The organism is Flavobacterium sp. HJJ (assembly GCF_015351475.1).
Classification (GTDB): domain Bacteria; phylum Bacteroidota; class Bacteroidia; order Flavobacteriales; family Flavobacteriaceae; genus Flavobacterium; species Flavobacterium marginilacus.
This window is the reverse complement of sequence record NZ_JADKPR010000040.1, coordinates 14,047-27,744: the sequence shown is the minus strand read 5'-3', so window position 1 is coordinate 27,744 and position 13,698 is coordinate 14,047. Positions and strand designations below refer to the sequence as shown.

Genomic DNA, 13,698 nt, shown 5'->3' with positions numbered 1-13,698 from the left:
TCTGATTTTACCAAAAATTGTCTGATTAATACATCAGGCGGTTCAATTGGCGAAGCAGTTCAGCAGGGCTATACTTACTCATGGACTTCTTCTCCTATAGGATTTACTTCAAGTGATGCAAATCCAAGCGTGAATCCGAGTGTTACTACCACTTACACCGTTACAAAAACGCATGCCGCTTCGGGCTGTAGTGATACTGACGATGTAACTGTTACTGTAAACAAACCGGATGTTACTGCCAATGCAGGATCTGATTTCACCAAAACATGTACCATGAATACAAATGGCGGTTCGATTGGTGAAGCAGCACAAGAGGGATACACTTATTCATGGACTTCTTCTCCTGAAGGATTTACTTCAACTGATGCAAATCCAAGCGTGAATCCAAGTGTAACCACTACTTATACTGTTACCAAAACACATACTGCTTCTGGCTGTAGTGATACAGATGATGTAACTGTTACTTTGAATACTCTAACACCAACACCATTTACATTACACAATCTAGAAATTTGTTCTCCATTACCTGTAAGTCTTCTTTCAGCAATTCAGGAAGCATTGCCAGATCCTTCAGTAGAAAGCGTAACTTTCTGGAGAGATGCTCAAGCAATGAATGATCAGATAACTGGCAGTGACATTACAAATTTCACCGCTGGACCCGGTACTTACACTATTTATATAAAAGAAGTACTTCTAGCATCAGGATGTTCTAGAATACAGCAGTTCAATATCGATGTTAAATCCTGCAGTGCTGCATTATGCACCTATACACAAGGATACTATGGTAACCCAGGAGGCATGTCATGTGCCGAAGGAAAACCATACAGCACTTATAATCTAATTGCCAAAGCTTTAGCTTCCTATGGAGGAACAATGACCATTGGTTCTGCCGGACATTCTGTTTGGATGACTGCTCCTGATGATATAGACGATATCATTAGAGTTATGCCTGGAGGAGGCCCTGCCAAAGTATTGTTTGCTGGCGATATTCAGATAAGTTCATTAACTCCTAATTACTTAAAAAATGGCAAAATCAATAATGCTTTATTGGCACAAACCATTGCTTTAGGCCTCAACATAGGTATAAATGGAAACCTTGGTAATTTCGAATTAAAAACAGGAACTTTTGCTGTTGCTGAACCCGAAGGAGGCTGTGGATCTGACATTCCAAAAACCAGACAATGTTCCCCTGGAGGATACACACCAGTAATCAATGAGTTCAAATATTATTCTATCCCGACAAAAGTCATTAATGCTATTTCTCCAAAAACAGTTCAAGGATTATTTGCCTTAGCAAATCAGGCTTTGGGCGGCGGAAGCACAAATGGCTTGACATTGTCCGAAATCACCGCAGCTGTTGATTTAATCAATAATGCTTTCGATGAATGCAGAATATTTGTAGGCTACGGTGTTGAACCACTTGAATGTGCAGCTCCTGTTGAAAGTCTTATCAATACTTTTTCAACAGATACTGCAAAAGTAAGTGACACTTCTTCTTTCACAGCAGCTCCGGTTCCTTTCAGAGACCAGCTTACTGTAAGCTATAATTTTGATTTTGTTACCGATGTAAAAATTGAAGTATTCAATACCATGGGAGTTGTAGTTGCATCCAGCTACGATACTAATGGCTATTTGAATAAATCCGTTTTATTAAACATTCCATACACTGGTCAGGAAGAAGTTTATATCATAAAATTAACCACCAATAGAGGAAGCAGTACTCAAAAAGTAATTTCTTCCAGATAATAATTAACCAATTTTAACCAAGAAGCATCCGCCGCAAACGGATGCTTTTTTTTGTATCATTATTTCGGTGCTGGATAATAACCGAAAACAAAAAAGACTTTCTTCCGAAAGCCTTTTTAAATTTATAAACAGCAAAAAAACTACTTAGTCAAAAGTAATTCTCTGTATTTAGTCAAAGTCCATAATTCATTGTCAACCAATAATTCTAATTTATCACAGTGGCTTCTGATAATTTCAAAATAAGGTTTTACATTGTTGCAGTACGCTTCAGCCATTGCCTGTGCATCAGTCAGATTATTAGCTTTCTTTCTTTCTTCTGTCATCTCCTCTACTTTAGAATTAATTCCCTCGATATGTCCAGAAATCTCTTTGATTAAAATAATCTGTTCTTTTGCGATTGACTCAAATTCAGAACCAAAAATATCTTTCAGCCCTTTTACATTTTCAATCAAAGTATTCTGATACTTGATAGCAGTCGGAATTACATGGTTTTTAGAAATATCGCCTAAAACCCTGCCTTCAATCTGTATTTTTTTGGTATACTCTTCCAACTCAATTTCATAACGGGCTTCTAATTCTACATGATTCATAATACCCATTTCTCCAAATAAGCTAACAGCTTGTTTAGAAGCTCTTGCTTTTAGGGCCTCCGGAGTAGTTTTAAAATTGCTCAGTCCTCTTTTTGCAGCCTCTTTTTGCCAAGCATCACTATAACCGTCTCCTTCAAAAAGTATTTTTTTAGACTGTTTGATATATTCTCTAAGCACATTAAAAATAGCGTCATCTTTTTTCATGTCTTTCGACTCAATTAAGACATCTACTTCATTTTTAAAATCTTTAAGCTGTTTAGCCACAATCGTATTTAGTGTTGTCATTGCATTGGAACAGTTTGCAGACGAACCCACGGCTCTGAATTCAAATTTATTACCTGTAAAAGCAAATGGAGAAGTTCTGTTTCTGTCGGTATTGTCCAAAAGAACATCAGGAATTTTACCCACAACATTCAGCTTTAAATCTGTTTTTTCTTCCGGAGAAAGTTTTCCTGTAGAAACTCCCTCTAATTCAGCCAAAACTTTGGTTAACTGCTCTCCAATAAAAACGGAAATAATAGCCGGCGGTGCTTCATTGGCTCCTAATCTATGATCGTTGCTCGCAGTGGCAATCGAACCTCTTAACAAAGCTTCATAATCATTTACCGCTTTGATAGTATTGATAAAGAAAGTCAAAAACTGTAAATTAGTCATTGGCGTTTTACTTGGACTCAATAAGTTAACCCCAGTATCAGTTGATAAGGACCAGTTATTGTGCTTTCCAGATCCGTTAACGCCTTTAAATGGTTTTTCGTGGAATAACACTTTAAAATCATGACGTTCTGCTACTTTATGCATAACATCCATCAACAAACAGTTGTGATCTACCGCTAGATTTGCTTCTTCAAAAATAGGAGCAAATTCAAATTGGTTTGGTGCCACTTCGTTATGACGTGTTTTGACAGGTATTCCCAATAAAATGCATTCTTGTTCCAAATCTCTCATGTATGTTAGGGCACGAGTTGGAATAGATCCAAAATAATGATCATCAAGCTGCTGTCCTTTGGCAGAAGTATGACCTAATAAAGTCCTTCCAGTCATAATAAGATCAGGACGTGAATTCGCTAATGATTTGTCAATTAAAAAATATTCCTGCTCCCATCCTAGTGTAGCTGTTACTTTCTTAACATTCTTGTCGAAATATTTACACACTTCAGTTGCTGCCTCATCCATTACTGACAAAGCTCTTAACAATGGGATTTTATTATCTAAAGCTTCGCCCGTATAAGAAATAAAAATAGTTGGAATACACAGAGTTGTACCAAATATAAAAGCTGGTGAAGTTGGATCCCATGCAGTATAACCTCGTGCCTCGAATGTGTTTCTGATACCGCCGTTAGGGAAACTGGATGCATCTGGTTCCTGCTGCACCAGCTGAGCGCCGCCAAATTTCTCTAATGGATCGCTTCCGTCATACGAAGTTTCAAAAAAAGCATCATGCTTTTCTGCTGTAGTTCCAGTAAGAGGCTGAAACCAATGCGTATAATGGGTAACCCCTTTGGCCAATGCCCATTCTTTCATCCCCATAGCAATATAGTCTGCCAGTTTTCTGTCTATTTTATTCCCATACTGAACAGCTCCCTGCACTGCTTTGAAAGCATCCGAAGTCAAAAACTGCTTCATTGCCTTATCATTAAACACATTAGACCCAAAAAGTTCTGATTTCCTTCCAGTTTCCTGAAAATCAATCAGCTTTCTATTAGAAGCTTCTTTTAAAGCCTGAAAACGAATTGATGACATATCTTATATCTTAAAAATTAATATCCTTTGAATAAACATATACAAATATAAATTATTTATGTTCAACAAATAATCAAAGCATTCACGAATAAATGTGAACATAAATTTGATTAGATATAATTCAAAAAAAAATACCTGAACTTCTCAAATTTTCAATGAGAGTAATAAAATTCTTAATTAAAATTTAATATTCAAAAAATACACATTACGAATTTAATCATTATACCCCTCTAAAATTATATTTTTTCAATTATACCCCTCCTAAAATGCAGTAATATCAAAAATTTAAAACACCTAAATAAAAAGCACCCCCCAATTTTATGACATAAGTAAATTATTTTATATTTGCATCTGAAAAAACAAAAAAAATAAATTATATTATTATGGCTAAAATAAAATTAGAGTACATCTGGTTAGACGGATACGAACCAACACAAAATTTAAGAAGTAAAACTAAAGTTGAAGAGCACGAAAATTTCCAAGGAACACTTGCTGAACTAGGAAACTGGTCTTTTGACGGTTCTTCTACAAAACAAGCTGAAGGTGGTTCATCAGACTGTTTGTTAGTACCAGTTGCAATCTACCCAGATCCAACACGTATCAATGGATACTTAGTAATGTCTGAAGTTATGTATGCTGACGGTACTCCTCACCCTTCAAACGGTAGAGCTACTATTGATGATGACAATGATGATTTCTGGTTTGGATTCGAACAAGAATACTTTATCATGGACACTAAAACATTATTACCTTTAGGTTTCCCTGTAGGAGGTTATCCAGCTCCACAAGGTATGTACTACTGTTCAGTAGGCGGGAAAAACACACACGGAAGAAAATTAGTTGAGGAGCATGCAGATTTATGTATCGCTGCTGGAATCAACTTTGAAGGTATCAATCAAGAAGTTGCTTGTGGACAATGGGAATTCCAATTGTTTGCTAAAGGAGCTAAAAAAGCAGGTGATGAAATCTGGGTTGCTAGATACTTACTTGACCGTTTGACTGAGAAATATGGTTACTATATTGAGTACCACCCAAAACCACTAGGTGATACAGACTGGAATGGTTCTGGAATGCACGCTAACTTCTCTAACGAAGTATTGAGAACATGTGGAGATCAAGCTACTTACGAGAAAATCTGTGAGGCTTTCCGTCCTGTAACTGCTGAGCACATTGCTGTATACGGAGCTTACAACGATCAGCGTTTGACTGGTAAACACGAAACTGCTTCTATTCACGATTTCTCTTATGGAGTATCTGACAGAGGATGTTCTATCCGTATTCCTTTAATGACCGTTCAAAAAGGATGGAAAGGATGGCTGGAAGACAGAAGACCAGCATCTAATGGTGATCCATACAAAATTGCGGCTAGAATTATCAAAACTGTAAAATCAGCGTTGTAATCATAACCAAATTAATCATAAAAGTGCCTTTCTAACCGAAGGCACTTTTTTTATTTAAACAAATTACAGTATCTTTAGAAACCAATAAAGTTCAAATTTACCTGAACACATTTAAAAGAAGCCGTTATGATCGTTTGGATATTATTTCTCATTCTAATTTTTATATTTCTAGCCCTAGATTTAGGAGTATTTAATAAAACACCGCATATAATAAGCACAAAAGAAGCGAGCAAATGGACAGCAATCTGGTTTACCTTATCAATGCTCTTTTCTGGAGTTGTCTATTGGCTTTACTCAACTGATTATGTAGTCAACCAAAGTCATTTAAAACCTTCTGTAGCAGCAATGAAATTCATAACAGGCTACCTGATTGAATTATCATTAAGCATAGACAATATATTTGTAATTGCACTGATTTTTGCCTCCTTCAAAATCCAAAAAAAACTCCAGCACCGTGTTTTATTCTGGGGTATATTAGGAGCAATTATTTTTAGGGGAATAATGATTTTTTTCGGAGTTTTATTAATCCAAAAATTCAGCTGGACCTCTTATGTTTTTGGAGCTTTTCTTTTATTTACAGCCATGAAAATGCTTTTCAGCTCAGACGACAATGAAGAATTCGACCCAAAAAAATCTATAATCTATAAAGTTTTAGGAAAAATAATCCCGATTTCAACACACACGGACAAAGAACATTTTTTTATAAAAACCAAAAAAGGAAACGCCGCTACCCCTCTTTTTGTAGCACTGATAATTATAGAAGTAATGGATGTTGTTTTTGCAGTAGACAGTGTTCCTGCCATATTAGCCATTACAGCTGATCCTTTTCTTGTTTTTAGTTCCAATATTTTTGCCATACTCGGATTGCGTTCGCTATACTTTTTCCTTGCCAATATGCTGGAAAAATTCAGCCATTTGGAATACAGCCTGATCGCTATTTTAAGTTTTGTAGGACTAAAAATGTTACTGCATGACTATATAGAGATTCCAGAATGGGCCTCGCTTGGGTTTATCGCTTTGGCACTTGCCATCGGCGTTATTGTTTCTTTGCAGATTAGTAAAAAAGAAGAACAATAAATTATTTAAAAATCTATTATAACAAAAAAGGAAATCTTTCGATTTCCTTTTTTTATGCTTTATATCCAAAATTAAAATTTAATTTTCTCAATTTCAGATTCATTTATTTTCAAAGCTTTCATAACTTCTACGTAATTACTTTTATTCACTGTAGCACCAAAATCAGAAGGAATAATAACAAATCTAAAAACCTGATTATTTATATACGCTGATTTTCCTGCCATATTATTACCACCTACAAAAATTGTAAATGCTTCTTTACTGAAATTGTAGTTATATGTGATTGAATCTCCATTAGAAAAAAACACTGTTGTTGGTACTAACTTCCATACATCAGATCCTGAGCTGTTAGTTCCCTCTAATCTATAAACCAAAACAGATTCATTCTGATATAAACCTCCTCCTAAATATTTAGTGAAAGACTCTGAAATTATATACCCATCAGTAGGATTTAAAGAAAAATCTTTTTTTATTTCAAATGCAACAGAACCAATTCCATCTCGTCCATCTAATCCCGGAGGTCCTTCTGGTCCTTCACAGCCTTGAAAACCAAACATTCCTATAACCGCCAAAAGTGTAATTATTTTTTTCATCTTATTTATATTTAAAGTTCGATAAAGGTATTTCAAAAATCAAGCCAAAAAAATTATTTATTGAAAATTCATTCACAAAAACTCAATCGTTATCGATTAAAAAAACCTATATACCTATTGTTATAACTCAAAAAAAGCTTCAAAATTATCTATTAGTCCAGTAAAAATAAAATTGATAAATTCTAATTAATCAAGACACCATTGCTTTTTAAAACTTTACTAAAAAAAAGTACCTGATACGGCAATGCATTTTCCCAGTATTCCCATGTATGTGCGCCTGGTCTTTCGATATAATCATGGGAAACTTTACCATAAACCAGCCTTCTATGCAGTTCTCTATTGGATTCAATAAGAAAATCATCAACACCGCAATCAATAATTAAAGCTAGTTTATTGGCTTTAATTTTATCAACCATACCCATTACAGCATTTTGCACATATAAGTCCGGCTTACAGCTTTGATCACCAAAAATAGGCTGCATTAATTTTATAACTTGATCATTCGGTTCCCTTTCTAACATTATTCCCATATCTACTGCTCCGCTCATGCTTCCAGCTGCGCAGAACAATTCGGGATGTTTAGCCGAAAGCGATAAAGCACCGTGCCCTCCCATAGAAAGTCCCGCGATAACACGGCCTTTTTTGTCATTAACAGTTCGGTATGTTTTATCAATTTTCTGAATCACTTCGGAAGTGATGTAGGTTTCAAACTGACTGCTTTTATTTACAGGACTGTCAAGATAAAAACTAAACGTTTCGCCTTCCGGCATTACAATTATAATATTATACTGGTCGGCTAAATCTTTAACAGTATTTTTATTGGGAGTGTTCGATAACCAATCGGCAAAATGCCCGTAAGCTCCATGCAAAAGATAAAGGACAGGATAAACTGCTTTTCCTTTGGCATACGAATTTGGTAATACTACTGCAGCTTTATACGTTTTACCCATAGCAGTACTAGGAATCTGCAGAGTATCAACTGTTGATGCAAAAGACAAAACGGTATTGCCAAATAAAAACACAATACCTATTATAAGTAACTTTCTCATATTCTTCTTTTATAATGGTGAACTGTAAATATACAATTTCCTAAAACAAAACTTACTTTATTGGTATTAAATAGAGTTTAAAACTATGCACTTTCAGTGCATCTCGCTTTAGCTTCTAAAAAAGTTTTTGCCACAGATTCAAAGATTTTAAAATCATTTTTTATCTGTGAATCTGTAGCAAAATTTGATCAATTTTCGCAATCCAACCTTGCAGATTTCAGTCTGCCTAACCAAATCTATGGCCTTTCAGTCCATAATGGTTTAGCAGATAAATTACTCAATCATAGACTTTAATTCATTCCTGTATTGTGAAGCACTTTTTCCAGTAAATGCTTTAAAAGATTTGTTAAAATGGCTAAAATTATTAAACCCGCTTTCAAAACATATCTCAGTAATACTTTTAGTATTCTCCGACAAAAGCTTTGAAGCGTGAACCAGACGATAATCGTTTACAAAATTGGTAAAAGTCTTGTTGGTTATTTTTTTAAAATACCTGCAAAAAGAGGGAGTTGTCATACTCACCATGTTTGAAACAGTTTCCAGCTGAATAGGTTCCTGAAAATGGTCTTTTACATAATTAAAAACCACATTGATCCTATCGCTATCCTGAACCTGCATTTCTAACGTAAAACCATCTGCATTCAAAATGGTGTATTCATCACTCATCCCTAAGTCATTCAAAATCCGAATCATCCGTAATAATCGATCAAAATAAGAACGGTTTCCCATCTCATCAATAATAGGTGCAATCCTTTTTATGGTTTCTTTACCAAATGCAATTCCTGCTTTTGCTCTCTTAAAAAGCTGCTGAATGTTTTTTAGTTCCGGAACTTTCAAAAAATCGCTTCCTAGAAAATCAGCAGGCAATTGAATAACAATTTCATTTTTATTCCCCGTTTGTTCGTTTGTAAATCCGCAATGAGGCAGATTACTGCCTATTAATACCAAATCTCCATCTGAATAATACGAAATATGGCTTCCTATCTGTCTCTTTCCAGAACCTCCGTTTACAAAAACAAGTTCCATTTCGGGATGATAGTGCCAGAGATCCGCTTTACAGTTCTCATTTTCAACATATTTTGCAAAAGTAAACGAACTGCCAAAAGTCGGGGTAATAACTTCTAATGCCGGGCTAATTTTCTTCATGAGCGTTTATTTAAAAAACTATTCAAATTTACCAAAAAACAGTCCTATATTATCTATTTTTAACATACAACGTTTTCGTAAGGTTAAAATAACATATAAATTGGAAAATCCTGTTGTGTTGTGCAATCGATTATCCTAGTACATTTGTAAAAGAAATTTAAACCAATAAATTTAAAAACAGAACATATGAAAACGATTTTAAAACTTAGTTTAGCTGTATTAGTTACAATGACAACAATCAGCACTTATGCAATCAATGGTGATTTCTCACTAAGAGTATTGAGCGGTAATGGCAAAGAAATTAGTTTTGCTGTAAATCAAATTCAAAAAGCGAATGTAACTATTACTGACAGATTTCATAACATTATCTATACTGAAACAGTTACTGGGAAAGAAGGTATTTTGAAAACTTACAGCTTAGAAGAATTCCCAGAAGGAACTTACTTTTTAGAAGTAGTAATCAACTCTAAAAAAGTAACTCACGAAATTGTTGTTACAAGAGAAGGATCAACTTTATCAAAAAAATCTATTCAAGACCAAAATATAGCTGCTAACTAAGCTTGTCCTTTTTAGGTCTTACTAATTCACAAAAACAGCTCCATTTTGGAGCTGTTTTTGTTTTTTAAATTATTACAGAAGAATTAATAATTACATATTTCGTCTATACTGTCCTCCTACTTCAAATAAAGCTTCGGTAATCTGCCCTAATGAACAAACCTTTGTTGCTTCCATCAGATGTTCAAATAGATTATTTCCTTTTACTGCAGCTTCCTGCAGCGTCGCTAAATGTTCCTTTACCAAATCGGCATGGCACTGATGCAGATTTTTCAGCATAGTAATCTGATATTGTTTTTCCTCTTCGGCAGCACGAATTACTTCTGCAGGAATAACCGTTGGAGAACCTTTGGAACTCAGGAATGTATTTACCCCCACAATCGGGAATTCACCCGTATGTTTCAAAGTTTCATAATACAGACTCTCCTCTTGAATCTTAGAACGCTGGTACATCGTTTCCATGGCTCCAAGCACTCCGCCTCGCTCTGTAATTCTGTCAAATTCCTGTAAAACTGCCTCTTCAACTAAATCGGTCAGCTCTTCGATTATAAATGAGCCCTGAATAGGATTCTCGTTTTTGGCCAGACCTAATTCTTTATTAATAATCAGCTGGATTGCCATTGCTCTTCGCACCGATTCCTCGGTTGGCGTTGTAATTGCTTCGTCATAAGCATTAGTATGCAGTGAATTGCAATTATCATATATTGCATACAGCGCCTGTAAAGTCGTACGAATATCATTGAAATCGATTTCCTGCGCATGCAGTGAACGCCCCGAAGTCTGAATGTGATATTTCAGCATCTGGGCTCTTTCATTGGCTCCGTATTTATTTTTCATGGCTTTCGCCCAAATTTTACGAGCAACACGACCAATTACAGCATATTCCGGATCGACACCATTGGAAAAAAAGAACGATAAATTTGGTCCAAAATCATTAATATCCATCCCACGGCTCAAATAATATTCTACATAAGTAAAACCGTTTGAAAGTGTGAAAGCCAGCTGTGTAATTGGATTCGCACCAGCCTCGGCAATATGATAACCCGAAATTGAAACCGAATAAAAGTTTCTGACATTTTGGGCAATAAAATATTCCTGAACATCACCCATCAATCGCAATGCAAATTCGGTTGAAAAAATACAGGTATTCTGTGCCTGATCTTCTTTTAGAATATCAGCCTGGACCGTTCCTCTGACTTTCTTAAGCGTTTTGGCTTTAATTTTTTCATAAACTTCTAAAGGCAAAACCTGATCACCCGTTACTCCCAAAAGAAACAGACCTAATCCGTTATTCCCTTCAGGCAAGTCGCCTTGATAGTGCGGGCGCTCTACTCCTTTTGCTGCATAAATTTTATTGATTTTATCTAAAACCTCATCTTCCAGATTATTTTCTTTGATATAATGCTCACACTGCTGATCAATGGCAGCATTCATAAAAAAACCGAGCAGCATTGGTGCCGGACCATTAATCGTCATACTTACCGAAGTCATTGCATGTACCAAATCAAATCCCGAGTATAATTTTTTAGCATCATCCAGACAGCAGATTGAAACTCCGGCATTTCCAATTTTCCCATAAATATCAGGACGCAGATGCGGATCATTTCCATACAAAGTAACACTGTCAAAAGCAGTCGAAAGTCTTTTTGCCGGCAGTCCTGCACTTACATAATGGAAACGTTTGTTAGTTCTTTCAGGTCCGCCTTCGCCGGCAAACATTCTAGAAGGATCTTCTCCGTCACGTTTAAACGGATACAGACCAGAAGCAAAAGGAAATTCTCCAGGAACGTTCTCCTGCAGACACCAGCGCAGAATATCCCCCCAGGCTTTGTACTTTGGCATTGCTACTTTTGGAATTTGAGAATGGGACAGCGACTCCGTATGTGTTGCCATTTTTATTTCCTTGTCACGAACCTGAAAAGTATATACTGGATTTTTATATTTATTGACTTTTTCATCCCAAGTCAAAATCATTTCCCAATTGTAGGGATCCAGATCCATTTTTACTTTATCAAATTGATGCAGCAGAAGATTGATAAAAATTCTGTTATCATCATGTTCTGCCAATGCACTTGGAAGAACTGAACTGTCGTCAATTCCAGCTTTGTTAGTCACGGGAACTTTTCCAGATACACTTTCGAGTGTTTTAAAAATCCCGTATAATTTTTGAGCCACTTGCTCCTGACTCAAAGCTATAGTATCGTATTTCCTGTTATTTTCGGCAATCTCTGATAAATAACGCGTTCTATGAGGCGGGATTACAAATATTTTCTCGCTCATTTCACGGGTAATTTCAAAAGTCGATTTCAAATCAGAATCGGTTTTCTCTACAATTTTATCCATGATAGATTTATACAGCGTATTCATTCCAGGATCGTTGAATTGTGAAGCAATAGTTCCAAAAACCGGCATATTTTCTGGATTTACATCCCAAAGATTATGATTGCGCTGGTATTGTTTTTTCACATCACGGATAGCATCCAAAGCACCGCGTTTGTCGAATTTATTAAGAGCTACCAAATCGGCAAAATCAAGCATATCAATTTTTTCCAATTGAGTGGCAGCACCAAATTCGGGTGTCATTACATATAAAGAAACGTCTGAATGATCCATAATCTCGGTATCCGATTGACCAATACCAGAAGTTTCCAGAATTATAATATCATATTTGGCAGCTTTCAAAACTTCAATAGCTTCGGCTACATATTTTGACAATGCCAGATTGGATTGGCGCGTAGCCAACGAACGCATATATACACGAGGATTGTTTATCGCATTCATACGGATTCTGTCTCCCAATAATGCACCGCCAGTTTTACGCTTTGAAGGATCTACAGAAATTAATCCAATTGTTTTTTCGGGAAAATCGATTAAAAATCGGCGCACTAATTCGTCTACCAATGATGATTTTCCTGCGCCGCCGGTTCCTGTAATTCCAAGAACAGGAATCTTTGATGTTTTATTTTTTTCGTGAATTGTATCAAAAAAAGGCTTTGCTATTTCAGGAAAATTCTCAGCTGCCGAAATTAAACGTGCAATTGCAGTAGGGGTTTTATTTTCGATTAAATCCAATTCATTTGTTAATTTTTCTCCGATAGAAAAATCAGAACGCTCAACTAAATCGTTAATCATTCCCTGAAGTCCCATCGCTCGTCCATCATCGGGAGCGTATATTCTGGTAATTCCGTAAGCCTGCAATTCTTCTATTTCAGATGGCAGGATGACGCCTCCGCCTCCGCCAAAAATCTTGATATGCCCCGCACCCTTTTCCTGAAGCAGATCATACATGTATTTAAAATATTCGTTGTGTCCTCCTTGATAAGAAGTCATCGCAATGGCATTAGCATCTTCCTGAATCGCGGTGTTTACCACTTCTTCTACACTTCGGTCATGACCAAGATGAATTACTTCAACTCCTGTGGACTGAATAATCCTTCTCATTATGTTTATTGCAGCATCGTGACCGTCAAAGAGTGATGCGGCAGTTACGATTCGGACTTTATTTAAGGGCACGTAGGGTTTAACTAATTCCATTTTATGAATATGATAATTTAAAAGCGCAATTTACATAAATTTTAAAATAAAAATCAATAAAAACAATATAAAACACAAAATATGATAACGTTGTTTTTTCCTAAGAAAACAGGGCTGTTTTCACAAAAAATTGGTATTTTCGATGCCTAACCAGATAAAAATGATTTAAGATTTTTGATTAACTATATTCGATTTTTGAAGTTATAAAACTTATAAAAAACAATAATCTTTGCGTTCAGCAGTATAAAAATCTAAAATCAGAAATCGT

Annotated in this window: 9 protein-coding genes; 4 read left to right on the top strand and 5 right to left on the bottom strand. The window is 35.7% G+C overall.

Features of this window, described 5'->3' with window-relative positions:
• Positions 1 to 1,746: T9SS type A sorting domain-containing protein (locus tag IRZ80_RS20130; RefSeq protein WP_194644049.1), on the top strand; the 1,746-nt coding region annotated here is incomplete at its 5' end.
• A gap of 140 nt (positions 1,747 to 1,886) precedes the next feature.
• On the opposite strand, the gene IRZ80_RS20125 is transcribed toward IRZ80_RS20130, so the two are convergent.
• Positions 1,887 to 4,076 carry a glutamine synthetase III gene (locus IRZ80_RS20125; protein ID WP_194644047.1) on the bottom strand — a complete coding sequence of 730 codons (2,190 nt, stop codon included), beginning with the start codon at positions 4,074 to 4,076 and terminating at the stop codon, positions 1,887 to 1,889.
• 383 nt (positions 4,077 to 4,459) lie between these two features.
• Between IRZ80_RS20125 and IRZ80_RS20120 the strand changes: the two genes are divergently transcribed.
• The gene (locus tag IRZ80_RS20120; protein WP_194644045.1) at positions 4,460 to 5,476 is read left to right on the top strand and encodes a glutamine synthetase beta-grasp domain-containing protein; all 1,017 of its coding nucleotides are present in this window, start codon (positions 4,460 to 4,462) and stop codon (positions 5,474 to 5,476) included.
• A 126-nt stretch (positions 5,477 to 5,602) separates the two neighbouring features.
• Positions 5,603 to 6,553, top strand: coding sequence for a TerC family protein (locus tag IRZ80_RS20115; RefSeq protein ID WP_194644043.1), 951 nt, complete (start codon positions 5,603 to 5,605; stop codon positions 6,551 to 6,553).
• 71 nt (positions 6,554 to 6,624) lie between these two features.
• On the opposite strand, the gene IRZ80_RS20110 is transcribed toward IRZ80_RS20115, so the two are convergent.
• From IRZ80_RS20110 to IRZ80_RS20100, 3 genes are all read right to left on the bottom strand, one after another.
• On the bottom strand, positions 6,625 to 7,146 hold the full coding sequence (locus IRZ80_RS20110) for a hypothetical protein (protein ID WP_194644041.1): 522 nt from the start codon (positions 7,144 to 7,146) through the stop codon (positions 6,625 to 6,627).
• Between the two features lie 182 nt (positions 7,147 to 7,328).
• A complete protein-coding gene (locus IRZ80_RS20105) occupies positions 7,329 to 8,195 on the bottom strand; it encodes an alpha/beta hydrolase (RefSeq protein ID WP_194644039.1) in 867 nt (288 codons plus the stop codon).
• Positions 8,196 to 8,468: 273 nt separating this feature from the next.
• On the bottom strand, positions 8,469 to 9,341 hold the full coding sequence (locus IRZ80_RS20100; RefSeq protein WP_194644037.1) for an AraC family transcriptional regulator: 873 nt from the start codon (positions 9,339 to 9,341) through the stop codon (positions 8,469 to 8,471).
• Positions 9,342 to 9,527: 186 nt separating this feature from the next.
• Between IRZ80_RS20100 and IRZ80_RS20095 the strand changes: the two genes are divergently transcribed.
• Positions 9,528 to 9,899 carry a DUF3244 domain-containing protein gene (locus tag IRZ80_RS20095; RefSeq protein WP_194644035.1) on the top strand — a complete coding sequence of 124 codons (372 nt, stop codon included), beginning with the start codon at positions 9,528 to 9,530 and terminating at the stop codon, positions 9,897 to 9,899.
• 90 nt (positions 9,900 to 9,989) lie between these two features.
• On the opposite strand, the gene IRZ80_RS20090 is transcribed toward IRZ80_RS20095, so the two are convergent.
• The gene (locus IRZ80_RS20090) at positions 9,990 to 13,430 is read right to left on the bottom strand and encodes a methylmalonyl-CoA mutase family protein (RefSeq protein ID WP_194644033.1); all 3,441 of its coding nucleotides are present in this window, start codon (positions 13,428 to 13,430) and stop codon (positions 9,990 to 9,992) included.
• Positions 13,431 to 13,698: the final 268 nt, after the last annotated feature.

Excerpts from the sequence above, each read along its gene's own strand:
- IRZ80_RS20125 (WP_194644047.1), bottom strand. The coding sequence starts at position 4,076 with ATGTCATCAATTCGTTTTCAGGCTTTAAAAGAAGCTTCTAATAGAAAG.
- IRZ80_RS20120 (WP_194644045.1), top strand. The coding sequence starts at position 4,460 with ATGGCTAAAATAAAATTAGAGTACATCTGGTTAGACGGATACGAACCA.
- IRZ80_RS20115 (WP_194644043.1), top strand. The coding sequence starts at position 5,603 with ATGATCGTTTGGATATTATTTCTCATTCTAATTTTTATATTTCTAGCC.
- IRZ80_RS20110 (WP_194644041.1), bottom strand. The coding sequence starts at position 7,146 with ATGAAAAAAATAATTACACTTTTGGCGGTTATAGGAATGTTTGGTTTT.
- IRZ80_RS20105 (WP_194644039.1), bottom strand. The coding sequence starts at position 8,195 with ATGAGAAAGTTACTTATAATAGGTATTGTGTTTTTATTTGGCAATACC.
- IRZ80_RS20100 (WP_194644037.1), bottom strand. The coding sequence starts at position 9,341 with ATGAAGAAAATTAGCCCGGCATTAGAAGTTATTACCCCGACTTTTGGC.
- IRZ80_RS20095 (WP_194644035.1), top strand. The coding sequence starts at position 9,528 with ATGAAAACGATTTTAAAACTTAGTTTAGCTGTATTAGTTACAATGACA.
- IRZ80_RS20090 (WP_194644033.1), bottom strand. The coding sequence starts at position 13,430 with ATGGAATTAGTTAAACCCTACGTGCCCTTAAATAAAGTCCGAATCGTA.